At 69.8% G+C, this 19107-nt stretch carries 17 protein-coding genes; 10 read left to right on the plus strand and 7 right to left on the minus strand.

Features of this window, described 5'->3' with window-relative positions; translation table 11 throughout:
* Positions 1-134: 134 nt before the first annotated feature.
* The gene (locus RJT68_RS05165; RefSeq protein WP_407039305.1) at positions 135-1688 is read right to left on the minus strand and encodes a hypothetical protein; all 1554 of its coding nucleotides are present in this window, start codon (positions 1686-1688) and stop codon (positions 135-137) included.
* 153 nt (positions 1689-1841) lie between these two features.
* Here RJT68_RS05165 and ligA point away from each other — a divergent pair, with 153 nt between their 5' ends.
* Positions 1842-3605 carry an ATP-dependent DNA ligase LigA gene (gene ligA / locus RJT68_RS05170; RefSeq protein ID WP_407039306.1) on the plus strand — a complete coding sequence of 588 codons (1764 nt, stop codon included), beginning with the start codon at positions 1842-1844 and terminating at the stop codon, positions 3603-3605.
* Positions 3606-3644: 39 nt separating this feature from the next.
* Here ligA and RJT68_RS05175 read toward each other — a convergent pair whose 3' ends face one another.
* The gene (locus tag RJT68_RS05175; RefSeq protein WP_407039307.1) at positions 3645-4619 is read right to left on the minus strand and encodes a phosphatase PAP2 family protein; all 975 of its coding nucleotides are present in this window, start codon (positions 4617-4619) and stop codon (positions 3645-3647) included.
* A 175-nt stretch (positions 4620-4794) separates the two neighbouring features.
* Here RJT68_RS05175 and RJT68_RS05180 point away from each other — a divergent pair, with 175 nt between their 5' ends.
* The 3 genes from RJT68_RS05180 to RJT68_RS05190 all read left to right on the plus strand — a co-directional run bounded on the left by RJT68_RS05180 (position 4795) and on the right by RJT68_RS05190 (position 6640).
* The gene (locus RJT68_RS05180) at positions 4795-5304 is read left to right on the plus strand and encodes a PUA domain-containing protein (RefSeq protein WP_407039308.1); all 510 of its coding nucleotides are present in this window, start codon (positions 4795-4797) and stop codon (positions 5302-5304) included.
* Between the two features lie 83 nt (positions 5305-5387).
* Complete coding sequence (locus RJT68_RS05185) at positions 5388-5780, plus strand: nascent polypeptide-associated complex protein (RefSeq protein ID WP_407039309.1); 393 nt, start codon at positions 5388-5390, stop codon at positions 5778-5780.
* Positions 5781-5914: 134 nt separating this feature from the next.
* Complete coding sequence (locus RJT68_RS05190) at positions 5915-6640, plus strand: methyltransferase domain-containing protein (RefSeq protein WP_407040326.1); 726 nt, start codon at positions 5915-5917, stop codon at positions 6638-6640.
* Between the two features lie 630 nt (positions 6641-7270).
* Here the strand turns inward: RJT68_RS05190 and RJT68_RS05195 are convergent.
* Both RJT68_RS05195 and RJT68_RS05200 read right to left on the minus strand, forming a co-directional pair.
* Positions 7271-7579 carry a transcription factor S gene (locus RJT68_RS05195; protein WP_407039310.1) on the minus strand — a complete coding sequence of 103 codons (309 nt, stop codon included), beginning with the start codon at positions 7577-7579 and terminating at the stop codon, positions 7271-7273.
* Positions 7580-7680: 101 nt separating this feature from the next.
* On the minus strand, positions 7681-7938 hold the full coding sequence (locus RJT68_RS05200) for a DUF5789 family protein (RefSeq protein WP_407039311.1): 258 nt from the start codon (positions 7936-7938) through the stop codon (positions 7681-7683).
* 115 nt (positions 7939-8053) lie between these two features.
* Here RJT68_RS05200 and RJT68_RS05205 point away from each other — a divergent pair, with 115 nt between their 5' ends.
* On the plus strand, positions 8054-9388 hold the full coding sequence (locus RJT68_RS05205) for an MFS transporter (protein WP_407039312.1): 1335 nt from the start codon (positions 8054-8056) through the stop codon (positions 9386-9388).
* 7 nt (positions 9389-9395) lie between these two features.
* Here the strand turns inward: RJT68_RS05205 and RJT68_RS05210 are convergent, their stop codons facing one another.
* Positions 9396-10925: a hypothetical protein gene (locus tag RJT68_RS05210; RefSeq protein ID WP_407039313.1), complete on the minus strand. Its 1530-nt coding sequence runs from the start codon at positions 10923-10925 to the stop codon at positions 9396-9398.
* 131 nt (positions 10926-11056) lie between these two features.
* On the opposite strand from RJT68_RS05210, the gene RJT68_RS05215 reads away from it, so the two are divergent.
* Complete coding sequence (locus RJT68_RS05215; RefSeq protein ID WP_407039314.1) at positions 11057-11566, plus strand: DUF5797 family protein; 510 nt, start codon at positions 11057-11059, stop codon at positions 11564-11566.
* Positions 11567-11636: 70 nt separating this feature from the next.
* Here RJT68_RS05215 and RJT68_RS05220 read toward each other — a convergent pair whose 3' ends face one another.
* Both RJT68_RS05220 and RJT68_RS05225 read right to left on the minus strand, forming a co-directional pair.
* Positions 11637-12758 (minus strand): DUF5787 family protein, encoded by a 1122-nt coding sequence (locus tag RJT68_RS05220; RefSeq protein ID WP_407039315.1) that lies wholly within the window; start codon positions 12756-12758, stop codon positions 11637-11639.
* 195 nt (positions 12759-12953) lie between these two features.
* Positions 12954-13391: a bis(5'-nucleosyl)-tetraphosphatase gene (locus RJT68_RS05225; protein ID WP_407039316.1), complete on the minus strand. Its 438-nt coding sequence runs from the start codon at positions 13389-13391 to the stop codon at positions 12954-12956.
* 107 nt (positions 13392-13498) lie between these two features.
* Here RJT68_RS05225 and RJT68_RS05230 point away from each other — a divergent pair, with 107 nt between their 5' ends.
* The 4 genes from RJT68_RS05230 to RJT68_RS05245 all read left to right on the plus strand — a co-directional run bounded on the left by RJT68_RS05230 (position 13499) and on the right by RJT68_RS05245 (position 19023).
* Positions 13499-13834 carry a 30S ribosomal protein S10 gene (locus tag RJT68_RS05230; protein WP_407039317.1) on the plus strand — a complete coding sequence of 112 codons (336 nt, stop codon included), beginning with the start codon at positions 13499-13501 and terminating at the stop codon, positions 13832-13834.
* Between the two features lie 195 nt (positions 13835-14029).
* Positions 14030-15352 carry an amidohydrolase gene (locus RJT68_RS05235; protein WP_407039318.1) on the plus strand — a complete coding sequence of 441 codons (1323 nt, stop codon included), beginning with the start codon at positions 14030-14032 and terminating at the stop codon, positions 15350-15352.
* Between the two features lie 186 nt (positions 15353-15538).
* On the plus strand, positions 15539-17341 hold the full coding sequence (locus RJT68_RS05240) for a M48 family metallopeptidase (RefSeq protein WP_407039319.1): 1803 nt from the start codon (positions 15539-15541) through the stop codon (positions 17339-17341).
* A gap of 80 nt (positions 17342-17421) precedes the next feature.
* The gene (locus tag RJT68_RS05245; protein WP_407039320.1) at positions 17422-19023 is read left to right on the plus strand and encodes a GTPBP1 family GTP-binding protein; all 1602 of its coding nucleotides are present in this window, start codon (positions 17422-17424) and stop codon (positions 19021-19023) included.
* Positions 19024-19107: the final 84 nt, after the last annotated feature.

The raw sequence follows: 19107 nt of genomic DNA on the forward strand, positions 1-19107 counted from the left end.
GACTCCGAGACGGCGAACGTCCATAATGCAACCGATTTCCCGTCGTTCGTCGCGAACGCACGCGTCGACGAGCTCGTGGCACGAGTATTCCCTCGACTCGTCGCGTCTTCAAAAAGCGAACCGGCCCGTCGCCGTCAGTCCCCGATCCAGTCGGCGAAACTCCCCTCGAGAAACGTCTCTCGCTGTCGGTCGACGTACCGACACTGCATCGTCTGGATGGCCCCGGAGAGATCGGCGCCCTCGTCGAGTTCCTCCCGAACCCGGTCGCGCTTCCAGCGCCCGGGCGTCGCGCCCTTCCGGACGCGGTGTTTCAGCGGGAAGAGGTACCGCGCCGCCTCGTCCTCGCTCAGCCCGCGGTTGGTCAGCCCGTCCTCGGCGTGGGCCAGCAGGTCGTCGAAGAGTTCGAGCCGGTCGGTCGTCTCCTTGCCGTCGTTGGTGATCCAGGCCAGGTCGGCCTCGAGTCCGTCGCGCATCGCCGCGTAAAAGTTCTCGCGGGCGCGTTGCCAGTCCAGGTCGACGACGGGGTGCTCGAGGCGGACGAGGCTCTCCATGAGGCCGGCGAAGGCGGCCTGGAACGCGATCGAGTCCCTGACGGTCGGCTGGGCGGGGATCGGCCGAAACTCGATGCGGGCGTTGGCCGCCGAGCGGGTCGCCCCGTCGAACACCGGCCGGACCCAGCGCCAGTAGGTGCCGTGTTTCCGGCGGAAGTGGGGGAACTGATCGTCGAACCGATCTCCCTCCTCGACGGGCATCGGAACGATCGTCTCGTCCGTCGCGATGCGGTCGATCGCCTCCTCGACGGTCTCGAGGTCGCGGGGGAACCGGACCTTCCCCGCCCCGGCGTTGGGGTCGTTGAGGACGGTTTCGAAGACGCTGATCCGGTGTTCCATCCACGCGTCCCGCAGTATCTCCTCGGCGGTGGCGCCGTCGTCGTAGAGGTCCGGCGGGAAGAACGGCGAGTTGACCCCCAGGGCGAGCAGGGGGCCGGCGATCCGGAGCGCGTAGTTGAAGAAGATCGGCAGATCGAGGGCCTGGGGCACCTGGTAGTGGGGCTGGATCGACGTGATGAGGCTCTCGGGCATGACCGTGTCGGCCTCGAGCGACACGTGCGGGGCGTCGAGGCACATCCCGGCGGACTCGGCCTGGTCGGTGTTGGCCATCGCGTGGTAGCGCGCCGAGTCGCTCATGTTTGTGGCGATCCGGATCGTTCGCTCGGTGCCGTCGGGCATCGTCACCGACCGCTCGACGCTGTCGGTGAGGTAGGTGCCGGCGTCCTCGCCCGCCGGCGGAATCGTCCAGAGCCCGTCGCTGACGAGCCGCATCCGCTCGGCGTCCGTCACGTCGAGGGCGGTCTGCATCCGGGCTTTCACCTCCGACTCCTGGGCGGCTAACCCGTGGGCGTTCAGCGGCTGCGGGCTGGTAGTCATCTCCGCGTTGTGGAGCCCGAGTTCCTTCTCGAAGCCGATCAGCTCGAGCAGCCGGCGCGGAACCCGCTGCAGGGCGCAGTCCTCGGTCCTGACGGCGTAGCACTCGTACTCGAAGCCGACGATCGCCTGGGGGTTGTCGAAGACGCCCTCCTCGACGCCGGTTTTGATCACCTCGGCGTCGGCGACCGCTCGTCGGCGAAATTCGGCGGCGTCGACGGCCAGTACGTCGGCGACCCGCGCGGCGAGCTCCTCTTCGGGCATACGTACCTGCGAGTGCGCGCGCGATCGCCTTGAAAGCCGTCCTTCGAACCGCTGGGTCCGCGCCTCGCGGTCGTCTCCCGGCTACCCCCGTTTGCCGCCCCGCTCGAGCCACTCTCAGAACCGTTTTACTCCAGCCGCCGATACGCACTGTCGATGGAGTTCGCCACGTTCGCCGACCGCGCCGCCGAGATCGAAGCCGAGCCCGCCGACCTCGAGATCGTCGCCCTCGTCACCGACCTCCTCGAGGACGCCGGCGACGACCTCGGGATCGTCTCGCGGTTCGTCCAGGGGCGGGTGTTCCCGGCGTGGGACTCGACCACGCTCGACATCGGCCCCAGCGCGTGTTACGAGGCCATCGCGCGCGCGGCCGGAACGAACGTGAGCGCCGACGACGTGGAGGACCGACTCGCCGAGGTGGGCGAGATCGGCGAGGTGGCGGCCGGCTACGACTTCGGCGGCCAGACGGGACTGGGGGCGTTCGCCGGCGGCGGGGAGAGCGGCGGCGGCGACGGGGACGACCTCACCGTCCGCGAGGCGTCGGAAACCCTCGAGGAGCTAGCCGCCGCCTCCGGGTCGGGGAGCCAGGACCGCAAGGTCGACCTGCTGTTCGGCCTCTTCAACCGCTGCTCGAGCGAGGAGGCCCGCTACCTCGCCCGCCTCGTCCTCTCGGAGATGCGCATCGGCGTCGGCGAGGGGACGGTTCGAGACGCTGTCGCCGAGGCGTTCGACGTCCCCGCCGAACGGGTCGAGCGCGCGCTGCAGGTGTCGAACGACTACGGACGGGTCGCTCGCGTCGCCCGCGACGAGGGCCTCGAGGGGCTCGACGCGATGGACCTCGAGGTGGGCCGGCCCGTGCAGGCGATGCTCGCTCAGGCCGGGACGGTGACCGAGGCGCTCGAGGAGTGGGACGAGGCCGCGGTGGAGTGGAAGTACGACGGCGCTCGCATCCAATTGCACCACGACCCCGAGGGAATCGACGTCGAGGGGGCCGACGCCGAACGAGGTGGCGGGGGCGCCCGTGCGACGACGGAGACGACCCGCGTTTTCTCGCGCAACATGGAGGACGTCACGAACGCGCTCCCCGAAGTCGTCGAGTTCGCCGAGGCGACCCTCGAGGAGCCCGCGATCCTCGACGGCGAGGTGGTCGCCATCGACGAGGACGGCGACCCCCTCCCCTTCCAGGAGGTGCTGCGCCGGTTCCGCCGGAAGCACGACGTGGCCAAGGCCCGGGAGGACGTCACGGTCCGCCCGGTCTTCTTCGACTGCCTGCACGTCGACGGCGAGGACCTGCTCGAGGCCCCGCTCGCCGAGCGCCACGACCGCCTCGTCGCCGTGCTCTCGGGGAACGATCCGGCGGGCACGGACGAGTCCGCGGTCGAGGCGCTCTCGCTCCTGTGGGTCACCGACGACGCCGACGAGATCGAGTCGATCGACGCCGACGCCCTCGAGGCGGGCCACGAGGGGATCATGCTCAAGAACCCCGAGTCGGCGTACTCGCCGGGGCGACGCGGGAAGAACTGGCGCAAGCGCAAACCGGACGTCGAAACCCTCGACTGCGTCGTGACCGGTGCCGAGTGGGGCGAGGGCCGCCGGGCCACGTTCCTCGGGACGTTCGAACTCTCGGTTCGCGACGGCGACGACCTCGAGACCATCGGCAGGGTCGCCACGGGCATCACCGACGAGAAGCTGGCAGAGTTGACGGACCTGCTCGAGCCCCACGTCGCCGCCGAGGAGGGCCAGCGCGTCGACCTCGAGCCGGCGGTCGTCTTCGAAGTGGGGTACGAGGAGATCCAGCGCTCGCCGACGTACTCGTCGGGGTACGCGCTCCGATTCCCCCGGTTTCTGGGCGTGCGACACGACAAGGGTACCGAGGACGCGGACTCGCTCGAGCGCGTCGAGTCGCTGCGCTCGCGTTGAGCGTCGCCCGTACGAGCGTCACCGCCGTTTCGGTGGCGATCAGTCGGAGTTCGCCCCGAGCGCGCGACCGCGCGGGTCGCGGAGGTTCGGAACCACGGCGATGGCCGCCGCGACGAGTCCGATAGCGCCCCCGGCGGCGTAGATCGGGGCGACGGAGAACGCGAACACGAAGCCGATCACGGGGAGGAGCCCCAGCACCGCGCCGGCGATTCGAAGGCGACGCGTCGACCCCGCTGCCGGCACGCGGCCCCCACGCTCGTCGTCGCTTCGGCCCCGTTGGCTCGCCCCGAACGCCCGGCGTCGTCGCTCGAGGGTCCTGAGCCGGCCGACGTGCCACCCGCCGAACGCGCCGAGCGCCGCGCCGAGGAGCAACACGGAATCGGTGTCGCCCCCGCTCGCGACGTAGTAGAACGCGGCCGCCGCGACTCCGAGGCCGAACGTGACCGTCGCCGGGTCGGTCGGCGCACGATCGACGACGACCCGGGTCGCCACGAGCAAGACGAGTCCGACGACGACGCCGGCGACGACGTCGACGACGTAGTGCACCCCCAGCAGGACGCGGGTGGAACAGACGACGGCGACGATCGCCGCCGCGGCGGCGAACCGCCGACGGCGCGTGCTCACGGTGAGGACGTGCGCTAACCAGACGTAAACGACCGTGACGATCACGGCGTGGCCGCTGGGGAAGCCGTATCCGTCGGCCGCCGCCGTCGCGGCGTAGAGGGGGCGAACGATCGCCGGCACGAGTTCGGGCTCGACGACGACCTCGGGCGGGCGCGGGAGGGCGAACAGCGCCTTGAGCCCGCCAACGACGCCGAACCCGATCACCACGAGTCCGGGGAGCGCCTCGGCCTCGCGCCACCGGACCCGGGAAGTGCCCGACACGTACAGAGCGGAGACGAGCACGACGACGAACCAGACGTCCCCGAGCTGGGTGAGCAGGGCCGCGAGGAGGGCCAGCCACTCGCCGACGATCGCTCGAATCGGTTCGAATTCGCCGATCCCCCTGGCCATGGTCGTACTCCGCCAATGACGCACTAAAGCCCTCCGGGACGCGTCGGATCGCCCACCGTCTCCGCCCGGCGGTTTCGGCTTCGAAGCGTCCCCCGACGAGAACGGCGGGCGCAGGCTCCGACGACCGGCGGTCGCGGTCGAAGGGCTTTCGACCCGACGCCTCGAACGCCCGGCAATGAGCGAGAGCGACTCCGACCCGGCGAACGGCAGCGCGACACTCTCGGACCTTCGGACCATCGCCGACTACCAGTTCGGCGCCGGCGCGGGCGACGCCCTGTTCCCGCCGCCGGAGCCCCTGACGGTGAAACGAACCACCTCCGGACGTCCCCAGCAGGTGCTCTCGGAGTCGGGCCGAATCGTCTCGTTCGGGACCGACGGCCGATTCACCCTCGGGATCGAGGGCGGCCGGCGCCTGGACGCGGCGCTTCCCCACCCGTCCTACCGCGTCGTCGTCGACGACGAGAGCGAACCGTTCGTCCGGGACGGGAAGAACGTCTTCGCGAAGTTCGTCCTCGAGGCGGGCGAGGAGATCAGGCCTGGGGACGAGGTGCTCGTCGTCCACGAGCGCGGCGAGTTACTGGCAGTGGGCCGCGCAGAACTCGACGCGGGGGCCATCGCGGACTTCGAGACCGGAATGGCAGTGTCCGTCCGCGAGGGCGTTCCGGCGCCCGAGGAGTCCGCGTGATCGACGAGGTCTGGCCGACGGATCGCTCGAGGGCGTGACGGACGTTCGGTACCCTTTTGCGTTCGGATGGCAAGGTGTCGGGTATGTTCGGAGGAGGCGGCGGACTCAACCCGCGCAAGATGGAACAGATGATGAAGCAGATGGGCATCGACGTCGACGAGATCGACGCCGAGGAGGTCATCATCCGCACCGCGGACCACGACCTCGTCTTCGACAGCCCGGACGTCACCAAGATGGACGCCCGCGGCCAGGAGACCTACCAGATCATCGGCACGCCGACCGAGCAAGAACGCGGCTCCGCCGGTGGCGCGGCGGACGAGGACGTGGAGGCCGACGACTCGAGTGGGGGCGTCGAGGTCGACGACGCCGACGTCGAACTCGTCGCGACCCGCACCGGCGCGAGCGAGGAGGAAGCCCGCGAAGCCCTCGAGAACAACGACGGCGACCTCGCGGCGGCCGTCGCGGACCTCGAGTGAGCGATCCCGACGTGACCGACGACGCTGACGGCGGGGCGAGCGACCCTGACGCCGACGCGAACGAACCCGGCGCCGACGAGAGCGAGCGCGCCGCCGACGCGTCGGATCGAACCGCGTCCTCGCGGACGCCCGTCGTGCTGGTTCGCGGCGACCGCGAGTACCTCGTGAAACCGGGCGAGGAGTTCGGCACCGACCTGGGCGTCCTCGAGGTGCCCGAGGACGTCGACCCCGGCGAGACGCTCGAGACGCACCTGGGCGACGAGTTCCGCGTGCGTCGCCTTCGCGGCCCGGACCTCTTCCACCACTTCGAGCGCACGGGCGCGCCGATGGTCCCCCGGGACGTCGGCCTCGTGCTCGGCGAGACGGGCGTCTCGACCGGCGATCGGGTCCTCGACGCCGGCACCGGGACGGGCGTCCTCTCGGCGTTCGTGGCCCGCGCGGGCGCGACCGTCGTGACCTACGAGCGCAACGCCGACTTCGCCGAGGTCGCCCGCGAAAACATGGCGCTGGCCGGCGTCGCCGACCGCGTCGAGGTGCGAACCGGCGACGTGGCCGACGACCTCGAGTCGCTGGTCGCATCCGAGGACCCCTTCGACGTGCTGACCCTCGACACCGGCGACGCGCCGACGGTCGTCGAACGCGCCCCCGAGTTGCTCCTCGAGGGCGGCTTCGTCGCCGTCTACAGCCCGTTCGTCGAGGCGAGCCGCGAAGTCGTCGAGACGGCGCGTGAAGTCGGACTCTCGGACGTGCGTACGCGCGAAACGATTCAACGGGAGATGGACTTCGACGACCGCGGCTCCCGCCCGTCGACGGCGCCCGTCGGACACACGGGCTACCTGACGGTCGCGCGGAACGAATGAGTCGGCCGGTCGCGACGAGGTAGACGGCTCGAGTCGGTCGTCGTCGGTGGCTTGCGCCACCGCGTGCCACCCGTCCGCGAGCCGACCTGTCACTCGTCGTGCCGTACCAAATTACGTTGGCGTTGACGCTATCCGTCTCCCTCTGGTAGGTCGGCGTGCCGCCGAGGGCGGCCGACGCGACGGCCGGAGGCGATCGCTCTCCCGATCGCCCGTCCGCGTTCGCATCGGCAGGGGCCGACCCCGGTCCCGAATCGCCAGCTTCGGCACACGTCAGAGGCACCCGCGGACCGTCTCCGACGGGGACACCTCCCCTTCCCCGTCGGAACGGTCCGCCGCGCTTCCTTCCATCCATCTCCTTCCGTCGCCGCCCAGCGGCGCCGCGTCCCCGCGTCGTCCGACCCCTCCTCGAGGCGTCGATCCGCCCGTCACGCACCGCGTTCCGAATAGCATCGTCCGCCCACAGGGCGTTCAGAATAGCACCGTCCGTTCACGGAACGTTCCGAATCGTACCGATCGCCTCCAGAAACCCCCGAGAGCAGTCGCTCTGGATCAGTCACCCCTTTCGATAACTCGGATCACGGTAGCCGGTCGGCGACGCGCTCCCGCCACCTCGACGCGCTCGACATCGGTTCAGTTGTCGTCTTCGCGCCACTTGTACTCGCACTCGGTGCAGATGAAAAAGCGGGTCTCGGACTCGTCCGCCGAGCGAATTTGCTGCATGTACCAGTAGGCGCGGTCGTTGCCACACTCCGGACAGTGGGCGTCGGTCTCGGGCAGCGACGTCTCCTCGGAGGACTCGATGATCTCGCTCGTCTCCTGGCCCTCGGTGACCGTGTACTGCGCCGAGTCGCCCTTCGGCTTCTCGGAGCCGCAACTGCCGCACACCCAGACGCCGTCGTCGGCTTTCATCATCGAACCGCAGTCGTCACAGAACTCCATCGGTGTCCGGGCTACGCGCGCCGAGCGACTTAAGGGACTCGTTTAAGGTTCCTGATGGGTGACCGTCGAACGAGGGCGGAGGCAGCGGTCGTCGGCCCCGGCTATCCCTCCCCCTCGGACTGGTACGGTTCGCCGACCGCCTCCCGGGGCAACACGTTGTGCAGGGACGTCTCGAGGTCGTTCGCCGAGTCGAACGCCTCGGCGTCCACCTGCGAGACGAGTCGCCCGAGGTTCGCCTCGCCGTCGGCGAACTCGAGCGTGGTGTTCTCGAGTTCGGTCGCGGCGCGGTCCTTCTCGATCGGGTAGCCGAGGCGCTCGAGGGTCTTCTCGAGGCCGCTCATGGTGATCGTCGACGCCATACCGATCGTACGTCGGCGGTGGCCTTGAACGGCGGTACCGCGATTCGAGAACGTCCATGGCGGAGACATTTCGATTCGAAACCGTAATCGGGGTGGACGGTACAGTACCGAAAGGATGGTGGATAGCGGGATCGGTCGTCGGCTGGCCGCCCCCTTCGCGGTCGACCGGCGCGTGCTGGCGCTGTCGTTCGCCCAGCTGGCGGAGGGGATCGGAAACTCGTTTCTCGTGATCGTCCTGCCACTGTACGTCGCGAGCGGGACCGTCGGCGGGACGGACTTCGGACTCTCCGAGTCGATGATCATCGGGACCGTCCTCTCGCTGTACGGCCTCCTCAACAGCAGCTTCCAGCCGTTCACCGGAAACCTCTCCGACCGGTTCGGCCGGCGGAAGCCGTTCATCTTGATCGGGCTCACGGGGTTGACGATCACGAACGTCGCCTACCTCTTCGCCGAGAGCTACCTCGCGCTGGTCGTCGTCCGCGGCCTGCAGGGGGTCAGCGTCGCGTTCATCGTCCCGACGGCGCTCGCGCTCGTGAACGAACTGGCGACGGCGGGCGACCGCGGCGGGAACATGGGCGTATACAACACCTTTCGGCTGGTCGGCTTCGGCGCCGGACCCGTCCTCGCCGGCGCCGTGGTCAACGCGGGACCGTACGCGCTCCCAGGCCTCGAAGTCGTGACCGGAGCCGAAGCCGGAGCCGCCGTCGCGGTCACGGGCTTCGAGGCCGCCTTCTACGTGGCCGCGGTCGCCTCGAGCGTCAGCTTCCTGATGGTGACGGTCCTCATCACCGATCCCGAATCGACCCGGGCCAACGCCGCGGCGGACCTCTCGATCGCGATCAGGGACCCGACCGGGCGGACCCTGCTCGATCCGATCTTCACCCTGGGGGTGTCGACGTTCTTCCTCGCGACCGCCATCGCGCTGTTCGCGACGATCCAGCCCCAGGTGAACGCCCACCTCGAGCAGGACTCGACGTGGTTCGGCCTGCAGTTCGCGGCGTTCATCCTCGCCCAGGTGTTCCTCCAGACGCCCGTCGGGAGGGCCTGCGACCGCTACGGACGGCGGCCGTTCATCCTGGCGGGCATGGCGCTGTTGATCCCGACGACGCTCGCCCAGGGATTCGTCGCGACGTCGGAGGCGATGTTCCTCGTGCGGCTGTTTCAGGGCGTCGCGGGTGCGATGGCGTTCGCCCCGTCGCTCGCCCTGGCCGGCGACCTCGCGGGCGAGGCCGAGTCCGGGACGAAACTCGCCGTCCTCACGATGGCCTTCGGCTTCGGCCTCGCGTTCGGCCCGCTCTCCTCGGGGGCGCTGGTCGGCTACGGGTTCCAGGCCCCGTTCGTCTTCGGCGCCGTGCTCGCCGTCTTCGGAACGGTACTCGTCTACACCCAGGTCGAGGAGACGCTCGAGACGCCGTCTCCCGTTCCGCTTCCGTTCGTCGGCGACGACTGAGCAGTCGTCACGGCCACTCCGAGAACGGCGTTCCCGCCCCCGATCGGTCCACGTACGCCGCCTGCATCCCCCGAACGGCGTCGTCGAACGTCGCTCCCGCTTCGAGTCGCTCCCGAACCCGCTCGAGTTTCCACCGACTCGGCGTCCGTCTCCGCTCCCACCGATCCTCGAATGCGCCGATCGCGGCGTCGATTCGCTCCGCGGAGACGCCCCGGTCCCGGAGGCCGCGCCGCGCGAGCGCGAACGCCTCGTCGTAGATCGCGTCGGGGTCGGTCGTCGGCTCCCCGTCCGCGGTCCGCCACGGGACGTCGGCTTCGAGGCCGTTCGCCGCGGCGTCGTAGAACCCGCGTTCGATCTCGTCCCGCTCGAGCGCGATCGCGGGGTGGTCGGCGACGACGAGGCCGTGGACGAGTCCGACGACCAGACAGAGGAGCGCGATCGAGTCGTCGATCGTCGGCTGGGTCGGCAGCGGCCGGTACTCGAGGCGGATCGATCGCCGGTCGCCGCGACCGACAGGTTGTCCGCCCGCGACGGCCCGCACCCACCGCCAGTAGGTCCCGCGTTTGTGATCCAGCTCCCAGAACCGATCCCCGAACGTCTCCCGGCCCCCCTCCGCGACCCACTCGCGCAGGACCGGCGCGCACGTCGGGTCGGCGACCAGGCGATCGACGACGTCGGTCGGGCGATCGATCCGGTTCGGAACGCGCGCCTTCTCCCAGGCGCCGTTGACGGACGCCTCGAACACCGGGATGCGGAGTTCGTGGTGGGTCTCCTCGAGCAGGGCGTCCGGATCGGCGACGGTGTCGTCCCCGTAGAGGTCAGGGGGGAGCAGCGGCGCGTTCGTCGAGAGCGCGAGCACCGGCGGGAGCGTCGCGAGCGCGGCGTTGTAGTAGCGCGGAAACGACGCCGCCTCGGGGACCTGGAGGTGGGGCTGGATCGAACAGGTGAGCGATTCGAACAGGATCGTCGGAAAGGCCCGCTCGACGCCCGGAACCTCGAGCGAAACGGCGCCGCCGACTTCGTCGACGATGTGGTTGTCGATGGCGTGATACCGCGGCGACCCCGTCATGTTTCGCGCGACGGTCACGCCGTCCGCCTCCTCGACGTCGCCGAGGTACGCGGCCGTTCCCTCGGTGGGCGGGGTCGTCCACATCGCGTCGGCGACGACCTCCGCGTCGTGCTCGCGGGCGATCGCCCGGGTTCGCTCGAGAGCGCGACGGAGTTTCCGCTCCTGCTCGGCGATACCGGCGTCGTCGAACCGGTCGGGAACGGTGTTGAGTTCGACGTTGTGGACGCCCAGTTCCCGCGCGCACGGCCCCGCTAGGACCTGCTCCGGAACGCGGGCGAGCCGACCCGCCTCGTCGATCGCGTACGCCTCGAGTTCGATCCCCAGGCCGAACCCGGGGCTGTCTAGGGTCGTCCCGCGGAGCGCGTCGCGGAGGCGGTCGGCCTGCTCGTCGACGCGCCGCTCGAACGTCTCGCGGGTGTCGTCCCGAAGCGAGCGCGTGACGAACTCGACGAGGTCGCTGTCGACCATCCGGCTCGGTACCACGGCGAGCGCCTTCAAACCGGGGCCGACGCTTTCGAATCCGCCGCTGAGGTGCGACGACTTCCGCCCCCGGTTTCGGGACGCAACACAAAAGTAACGGATCCGCATACGCTCAGACGATGACCCTCTCGGAGGAGGCCAGGGAGCGCCTCGCTGACGTGGTGGAACTGCAGCCCACGAAGAACGCCGAGCTACAGGACCGGTGGGAGATGGAGAGCGGGAGCGAGGTCCACCAGTACCTCGAGAACGAACTGGGCGACTACTACTACCGCGACGACAACAGCCTGATCCGCGCGACGCCGGAGGCGGCGGAACTGGTCGACGTCGAACCGGGCGTGGAGGACGACCCGGACGCCGACGGGGGCCCGTCGCGCATCCGCGTGCCCCGGCTGCACGCCCGCATCGTCGAGGTGCTCGCCGCCCCCGACGAGGAGTCGGAGAGCGTCGTCTCGGTCCTCCACAAGCTCCGAGAGGAGTTCGACGTCGACGCCGACGCCGAGGACGTGCGTTCGGGTCTCCAGAGCCTCCGCAGGAAGGGCGTCGTCGAGGTCGAGTACCGGACGGTCCCGACGTTCCGGCTGGCCGTCGACCGGGAGGACCTCGAGGTCTCGGTCTCCGATTCGGACTGACCGAATTCAGTCGGCTCGCTTCGACAGCCCCGCTCATGCGGCCGCTCCACAGCTCCGCTCGCACCCTGCTCTACAGCCCCGGTCTGCGGCGCCGCCGTCGTTCCTCGAGCAGCGCTCGACACCGTTTGCCGGGTCCGCCCTCGATCGGCCACCCTCGAGTGCGCCAGGCGGGCGGTTCGGGCGCGAACGACGGGCACGATCCCGAACACTCCGCGGCCGTCGGGCACCGCCCCTTCGCCCGGCAGCGCGGGAGCAGCTGTCCCGACGCGCGCAACTCGAAGTGCCGGCAGTCGGGTCGCATCGTGTTCACGAACGAGCGCCACCCTCGCTCGTAGGCGCGCTCGGCGATGCCGAGTCGTTTCGCCGCCTTCTCCTCCGGGTCGACGTACTCGAAGCGGGCCGCGGAGCCGTCTCGAGCGCCGCCGGCCGGCCGCTCGAGGATGCGCGTCCCGGGTTCGTCCACGGCGAGCGAGCGCGGGTACCACGCCACGTCCCCCTCGAGCGTCTCCGGGTCGAGCGCGAGGATGCCCGCCTCGACGGGGAGGTCCTCGAACAGCGCGGGTTCGACGCGCTCGCCGGTCTTCGTCGTCGCGACCCACACCTCGTCGGCGAGCGCGAGGGCGACGTCGTACTCGAGTTGCGAGCCCAGGACGCGGGCCGCGCTGGCGTCGAGGTCGGGCTTGTTCTCGACGGCGACGATCCGATCGACCCAGTCCGGGTAGGCCCACTTCCGCCGTATCTCGATCCGGTTGCCGTTCCGCCGGGTATCGAGGATCCCCCGGTCGTCCGCCTCGTGGATCGCTTCGCGAACGTATCGCCAGGAGTAGCCCGGATCGGGGAGGGCCTCGCGGTAGTAGGCCCACTCCGCGGGCGCGTTCTCGATGACGTGTAACAGGTCGCTATTCAGCCGCTTCGGTCCGAAGTTCGCCCGTCGCTCGAGTCCCTCCGGGTCGCACTCGAGGACGATGGTGTCCCACCGCCTGCGCTTCGTGCCGAGTTGTCGGGCGACGAGCACGGGTCGTTGGCCAGCGCGGCCGCCGTCGCCGCCCTCGCCGATGCCGGCGGCTCCGCTGCTTCCGGTTCCGTTACCGTCGCTCGAGGCGCCCCCGGAGCCGGTTCCGGGGGGCCACGAACGCTCCGCGTACCGGCACGTGCGGAGTTCGAACGCGAACTCCGAATCGGCGAACGCCACGGCTCGCCTACGAATCGCGTCCCGAAAACGAAATCTGTTACGCCCGCGGCGGTCGACCGTCCGCCGCGTTCGTTCGAGGCGAGCGTCGGTTCCGCGAGCGCCGTCGACCGCGGCGCCCGGGCACGATGCTGGAGGGCGGTTCAGTTTGGTCGGTCGGGTGCGGACCGGATGCGTCGCGGATCGGTCCGCGGCGGTTCAGATCTCGTTTTCCTCCTCGAGTTCGTCGAGGTACTCGTGTGCGTCCTCCAGGATCTCGCGCGGCCCGTCCTGCGTGACGGTGTTGACCGCCTGCTCGTAGTCGCGCCACTGGAGGTCGCGGTGTTCGTTCGATAGTTCGGCGCTGGCCTCGTACGATTTCGCGATGAAGAGGTGAACGGTCTTGTGGATCGTCGTGCCGTTCGCCTCGAAGACGTAGTCGTAGTCCTCGCGAAAACCGTCGAGGAGCCGGAACTGCTCGATACCTGCCTCTTCCTTTACTTCGCGGATAGCCGTCTGTTGTAGCTCTTCGTCTCCTTCGACACCGCCCTTGGGAAACTCCCAGTCGCCTGGGCGGCTCTTGAGTAGAAGATACTCGCGCCGGCCCCGCGTGTCGCGGAAGAGGATCGCGCCTGCGCTCGTAGCTTCGACTGCCATTGTACCGACTAGCGCGTGAAACGTTAAGAGAATATCGGACTGTTCGTGTTCGATGAACGCATCTCAGCAGGTTTTTAGGCGCTGACCGTGGACCAGACGACACGACCATGACCTTCGTCACCCGTCTCACCCTCCAGAGCGGCGATCGCGCCGCCCTCGACGGCATCGTCGACGACATCAAATCCACCGCGGAGAAGAAGGGAGCCGCCCTCAAGGGGCCGCACTCTCACCCGCCGGAGAAGCTCTCGGTGCCCCAGCACGGTAGACTCCACGCCGACGACGACCGCCAGTTCGAAAGCTGGGAGTACACCGTCTTCACGCGCGAACTCGAGATCCACGGCCACGACAACCTCGCGCGCAACATCGCCTCGCAGAACTTTCCCGACTCGGTTCACATCGAGGCCGAGGTCGAGCAGATCCGCGGACTCGGACGCGGGAAGTGACCGGTGCCGGGCGAACGCGGGACCTGACGAACGCGGGACCTGACGGACGAGGGAGTCGATCGTCCCGGCCGGACGCTGAAACCGGCGACCGGGGCGCTCGAGGCCGCACCGGCCGACGAATCGATTCGACGGACGTAGGTGGACGAGGACGGTGACGGAGGGAGCGTTTTTCATCACGGGCGACGACTCTCGGGTATGAGCACCGACGCGAACGCGGACCCGAACGGGAACCGGAACACGACCGCCGACGACCTCGTCGCGCTGCGGCGGGACCTCCACCGCAGGCCCGAACCCGCGTGGTGCGAGTTCTACACCACCGCGCGCATCGTCGCGGAACTCGAGTCCCGACTCGGCGACGACCTGGCGGCGCTCCACGTCGGTCCGGACGCCATCGAAGCCGACCACCGGATGGCCGTTCCCGACGAGTCCGACCTGACCGCCTGGCTCGACCGCGCCAGGGAGGCGGGCGCCGACGAGGCCGTCCTCGAGCGCCTCGAGGGCGGCTACACGGGCGCGGTGGCCGTGCTGGAACGCGGCGAGGGGCCGACGATCGGCCTGCGAGTGGACATCGACGCCCTGCCGCGCGAGGAGTCGGACGACCCCGAGCACGTACCGGCCGCGGAGGGCTTTCGCTCCGAACACGAGGGGGCGATGCACGCCTGCGGCCACGACGCCCACGCGACCATCGGTATCGGCGTCCTCGAGCGGATCGCCGGGAGCGGGTTCGAGGGGACGCTGAAGGTGTTCTTCCAACCCGCCGAGGAGGTCATCGGCGGCGCGAAGTCGATGGCCGAGGGCGAGCACGTCCGGGACGTCGACTACCTGCTCGCGCTGCACGTCGGCCTCGACCACCCGACGGGTGAGATCGTCGCGGGCATCGACGGCTTCCTCGCGGTCAGGCACCTCGAGGCGACGTTCACGGGCGAACCGGCCCACGCGGGCGGCCACCCCGAGCAGGGACGGAACGCGGTGCAGGCGCTCGCGACGGCGGTGCAGAACCTCTACGGGATCCCGCGCCACGCCGACGGCCCAACGCGGGTGAACGCGGGGATCGTCGAGGGCGGTTCGGCGGGGAACATCATCGCCGAGGAGGCCCGCGCGATCGTCGAGGTTCGCGGCGAGACGACAGAGTTGATGGAGTATATGACCGGAAAGGCGGAGAACGTTCTCCGATCGGCCGCCAACATGCACGACTGTGAGGTCGAGATGGAACTCGGGGCGGAGGCGCCCAGCGCGACGAGCGACCAGGAACTGGTTTCGATCGTCGCGGACGTGGCGAACGACGTCTCGGGCGTCGACTCGGTCCTCGAGCGGGACGACCTCGGCGGCAGCGAGGACGCCACGTACCTGATGCAAGCGGTGCAGCGAGCCGGCGGGAAGGCCGCCTACGTCGGCGTCGGCACGGACCACCCCGGGGGCCACCACACCTCGACGTTCGACGTCGACGAGGCGAGCATCGGTCACGGCGTCGACGTGCTCGCGGGGACGATCGCGGAGATCGCTCTAAATCGGCCCTGAATCGGCTGTCTGGTGCGGTTCCTCGAACGGAAGCGGCTCGTCGCGATCGCGTGGACTCGCGCTCGGGGGGTGCGGGATCGACCGTGACGCATAATAGTGTTGGAGGAACAACACCAGACGAACGATGTGCGGTCCCTCCGACCGGACGGCTCCCGGTGAGCGTTCGGCAGCGACGGAGGTCGAGCCGTGAGCGGAGCCCTCGGCGACGGCCTCCCGCGGACGACACTCGGCCTCGGGGCGCGGATGGTCGTCGCGGTCACGCTCTGTCTGGCTCTGACGGGAACCGTCGCCGGCGTCGCTATCGTGCTGGTCGGGATTCCCATCTACGTGCTCCTCTCCGGGGTGGCCGGCGCCCTCGAGACGGTCGTCTCACCGCAACTGGGACTGGTCGTCGCGCTCGCCCTGGCAGGGGGGACGCTCTTCACCGCGGAGTGTGCGATCCGGGCGGTTCGAGCCGCTCGGAGCGAGTCGCTGTACGCCACCGCGAATCCGATCGCGGAGGGCGTCGTGGAACTCGCCGTCTACGCCGTCGTGTTCTCGTCGCTCGCGGTCCTGCTGGGCGCGGCGCCGTTCCTCCGCGAGACGCTCCCGACCCCGGTGTTCGCCCTCGGTCTGCTCCTCCTGTTCTTCTACGCGTTCACGGGGGCCCACGTCTGGGCCGGACGACGGTGGGTCCGCGAGCGGAGGGCGGACGATCGAGGGAGTGGGGGTGGGAGTCGAAACGACGGGCACGAAACGGATGACGACGAACCGGGCTGGACCGACGTCGGTGCCCTCCTCGTCGTCATCGTCGGACTGCCCCTGGTCGATCGATTGACCCAGTTCCTCGTCGTGGTGGCCGTCGCCCTGACGCTGCTCTCCCTCCCGGACCTCCTCGACGTCGTTCGGGGGCAGATCGCCGGTCTCGGTTCGTCGACCCCGCCCTCGAACGGCGGGACGACCCCGACGCGGACTCCGCTCCGGAACCGCGCTCGAGCTACGATCCGAGCGTTCGCCGACCGCCTGCGAGGCGACGCCGATCACCGGATCACGATCGAGGCCCGGCGCACGGGCGCGACCCTCGAGCGCCTCGCGGGTTCGAGAGCGAGGGCGGTCGCCCTCCTCGGAGTCGGCGCGTTCTTCGCCCTCGGCGGCGCGTACGCCGCGGCTTCGATCTGGCCGACGGAGGCGGTTACGCGGGGACTCACGGCCGTTTCGACGGTGGCGTTCGTGGGTTCCCACCTCGGGAGCGCGGTCCGCTCGGAACTCACCGGCGACGTCGCTCTGCTCAGGGACCTCGAGGTGGAGGGCGAGGACGAACGGGTGTTCGAGGGCGCCGAAACGGCGGACCTTGACGGCGACGGGGAACTGGCCGACCTGCAGGCGACCGTCGACCGACTCGCCCGGCAGGCGGACGTCCCCCCGCCGACCGTCCGGATCGCGGAGAGCCGATCCCGAACCCCCACCGCGCTCACGGTGGGCTACCGCCCGTCGACCTCGACGATCGTCGTCACACGGGCGCTGCTCGAGGCGCTCGACGACCGGGAACGCGAGGCCGTGTTGGCCCACGAACTCGCCCACGTAGCCAACCGGGACGCGGCGGTGATGACGGCGCTCACGTCCCCGGGTGCCATCGCGAGCGTGGCCGGGAAGCGCTACGGCGTGAACCCGCTCGTCGCGATCCCCGCGGCGATCGTCTACGCCGTCGGCCGCTGGTACGTGGCGTTCGTCGCTCGCGTGCGCGAGTACGCCGCGGACGACGGGGCGGTGACGATCACCGGCGATCCCGCGGCACTGGCGAGCGCGCTCGAGACGCTCGATTCGGAACTCGAGGGCCGACCCGAGACCGACCTGCGCGACCACCGGTCGGCCGCCGCCTTCTCGATCGTCCCGCCGCCGTGGGAGGAACACCGGTTTTTCGACCGGACGCGGCGGTTCGTCGCCCGCGGCCTCCTCGGGACGCACCCGCCGACGGAAACCCGGATCGAGCGGTTGCGATCCGCGGTCTGACGAGCGCTCCCGACCGTTATCGTGACATACGACACCACTTGACGAGAAAGCTTTTGCCACGTGCGCCTCTATCGGAGGGTATGAGCCGTGACCGGGCCCTCCTCGAGCGGGCCCTGGAACGTGGCGAACAGGACGGCGGTAACGTCGAGTTCAAGGAGCGACTTCGAAGAGACGTACACCTCGAGGGCGGCCGACGCGAGAGCCTGGCCGCGCAACTTCGTCACCGCGTCCTCTCCGGCGACGGGGAGGCGACGTACGTCGTCGGCGTCACCGACGACGGCGGCCTCGCCGGCATCGATCCGGACACCTTCTCCGAGACGATGGACGTCCTCTCGCTGCTCGCGGAGGAAGCCGACGCGCACATCGACGACGTGCAGACGTGGGGCGTCAACGGCGGGTTAGTGGGCGTCGCGCAGATCTGCGAGGGTGCCGTCCTCGATACTGACGACCAGCACGTCGTCGTCGGGACGGCAGGCCACGTCGACCACGGGAAGAGCACCCTCGTCGGGTCGCTCGTGACGGGCAAGCCCGACGACGGCGACGGCGCGACGCGTGCCTACCTCGACGTCCAGCCCCACGAGGTCGAGCGCGGCCTCTCGGCGGACCTCTCCTACGCCGTCTACGGCTTCGACGACGAGGGACCCGTCCACGTTCGCAACCCCAACCGGAAGCAGGACCGCGCGGCCGTCGTCGAGGAGGCCGACCGGCTGGTCTCGTTCGTCGACACCGTGGGCCACGAACCCTGGCTCCGCACCACGATCCGCGGCCTCGTCGGGCAGAAACTCGACTACGGCCTGCTCGTCGTCGCCGCCGACGACGGGCCGACGCGGACGACCCGCGAGCACCTGGGCGTCCTGCTCGCCACCGAACTCCCGACCGTCGTCGCGATCACGAAGATCGACGCCGTCGACGACGAGCGCGTCGAGGAGGTCGAACGGGAGGTCGAGCGCCTCCTGCGCGACGTCGGCAAGTCGCCGCTGCGGGTCGAGCGCCACGGCGTCGACGCCGCGGTCGAGGAGATCGGCGAGACCGTCGTCCCCATCGTCCGCACGAGCGCCATCACGATGGAGGGCCTCGAGACGCTCGACGAACTGTTCGACCGCCTCCCCAAGACCGCCGGCCTCGACGGGGAGTTCCGGATGTACGTCGACCGCAGCTACTCGGTGACCGGCGTCGGCGCCGTCGCCTCGGGGACCGTCATGGCCGGCGAGGTCGAAGCCGGCGACGAACTCCTCATCGGCCCGATGGTCGACGGCCGCTTCCGCGCGGTCGAGGTCCGCTCGATCGAGATGCACTACCACCGCGTCGACCGCGCTCGAGCGGGCCGGATCGTCGGCATCGCCCTGAAAGGGATCACGGAGGACGAGATCGAGCGCGGGATGGTCCTCCTGCCCGGAGACGCCGACCCCGAGCCCGTCCGGGAGTTCGAGGCCGAGGTCATGGTGCTCAACCACCCCACCAGAATCGGGGACGGCTACGAACCGGTCGTCCACCTCGAGACGATCGGCGAGGCGGCCGCCTTCTACCCCGAGGACGGCATGCTCCTCCCGGGCGACACCGGCCGCACCACCGTCCGGTTCAAGTTCCGACCGTACCTCGTCGAAGAGGGCCAGAAGTTCGTCTTCCGGGAGGGCCGCAGCAAGGGCGTCGGGACGGTGACGGGCGTCCACCCGATGGAGTGAGCGCTCGAGGTTCGAAATTTTACGTTCGAGGAGCGGGACACCGTCGCTTCGGAGGCGTTCGAGGTGATCGCTCCTGGTCGCCTC

It is taken from the genome of Halovalidus salilacus (genome assembly GCF_031852275.1).
Taxonomy (GTDB): Archaea; Halobacteriota; Halobacteria; order Halobacteriales; family Natrialbaceae; genus Halovalidus; species Halovalidus salilacus.

Excerpts from the sequence above, each read along its gene's own strand:
- RJT68_RS05165 (WP_407039305.1), bottom strand. The coding sequence starts at position 1,688 with ATGCCCGAAGAGGAGCTCGCCGCGCGGGTCGCCGACGTACTGGCCGTC.
- ligA (WP_407039306.1), top strand. The coding sequence starts at position 1,842 with ATGGAGTTCGCCACGTTCGCCGACCGCGCCGCCGAGATCGAAGCCGAG.
- RJT68_RS05175 (WP_407039307.1), bottom strand. The coding sequence starts at position 4,619 with ATGGCCAGGGGGATCGGCGAATTCGAACCGATTCGAGCGATCGTCGGC.
- RJT68_RS05180 (WP_407039308.1), top strand. The coding sequence starts at position 4,795 with ATGAGCGAGAGCGACTCCGACCCGGCGAACGGCAGCGCGACACTCTCG.
- RJT68_RS05185 (WP_407039309.1), top strand. The coding sequence starts at position 5,388 with ATGTTCGGAGGAGGCGGCGGACTCAACCCGCGCAAGATGGAACAGATG.
- RJT68_RS05195 (WP_407039310.1), bottom strand. The coding sequence starts at position 7,579 with ATGGAGTTCTGTGACGACTGCGGTTCGATGATGAAAGCCGACGACGGC.
- RJT68_RS05200 (WP_407039311.1), bottom strand. The coding sequence starts at position 7,938 with ATGGCGTCGACGATCACCATGAGCGGCCTCGAGAAGACCCTCGAGCGC.
- RJT68_RS05205 (WP_407039312.1), top strand. The coding sequence starts at position 8,054 with ATGGTGGATAGCGGGATCGGTCGTCGGCTGGCCGCCCCCTTCGCGGTC.
- RJT68_RS05210 (WP_407039313.1), bottom strand. The coding sequence starts at position 10,925 with ATGGTCGACAGCGACCTCGTCGAGTTCGTCACGCGCTCGCTTCGGGAC.
- RJT68_RS05215 (WP_407039314.1), top strand. The coding sequence starts at position 11,057 with ATGACCCTCTCGGAGGAGGCCAGGGAGCGCCTCGCTGACGTGGTGGAA.
- RJT68_RS05225 (WP_407039316.1), bottom strand. The coding sequence starts at position 13,391 with ATGGCAGTCGAAGCTACGAGCGCAGGCGCGATCCTCTTCCGCGACACG.
- RJT68_RS05230 (WP_407039317.1), top strand. The coding sequence starts at position 13,499 with ATGACCTTCGTCACCCGTCTCACCCTCCAGAGCGGCGATCGCGCCGCC.
- RJT68_RS05235 (WP_407039318.1), top strand. The coding sequence starts at position 14,030 with ATGAGCACCGACGCGAACGCGGACCCGAACGGGAACCGGAACACGACC.
- RJT68_RS05245 (WP_407039320.1), top strand. The coding sequence starts at position 17,422 with ATGAGCCGTGACCGGGCCCTCCTCGAGCGGGCCCTGGAACGTGGCGAA.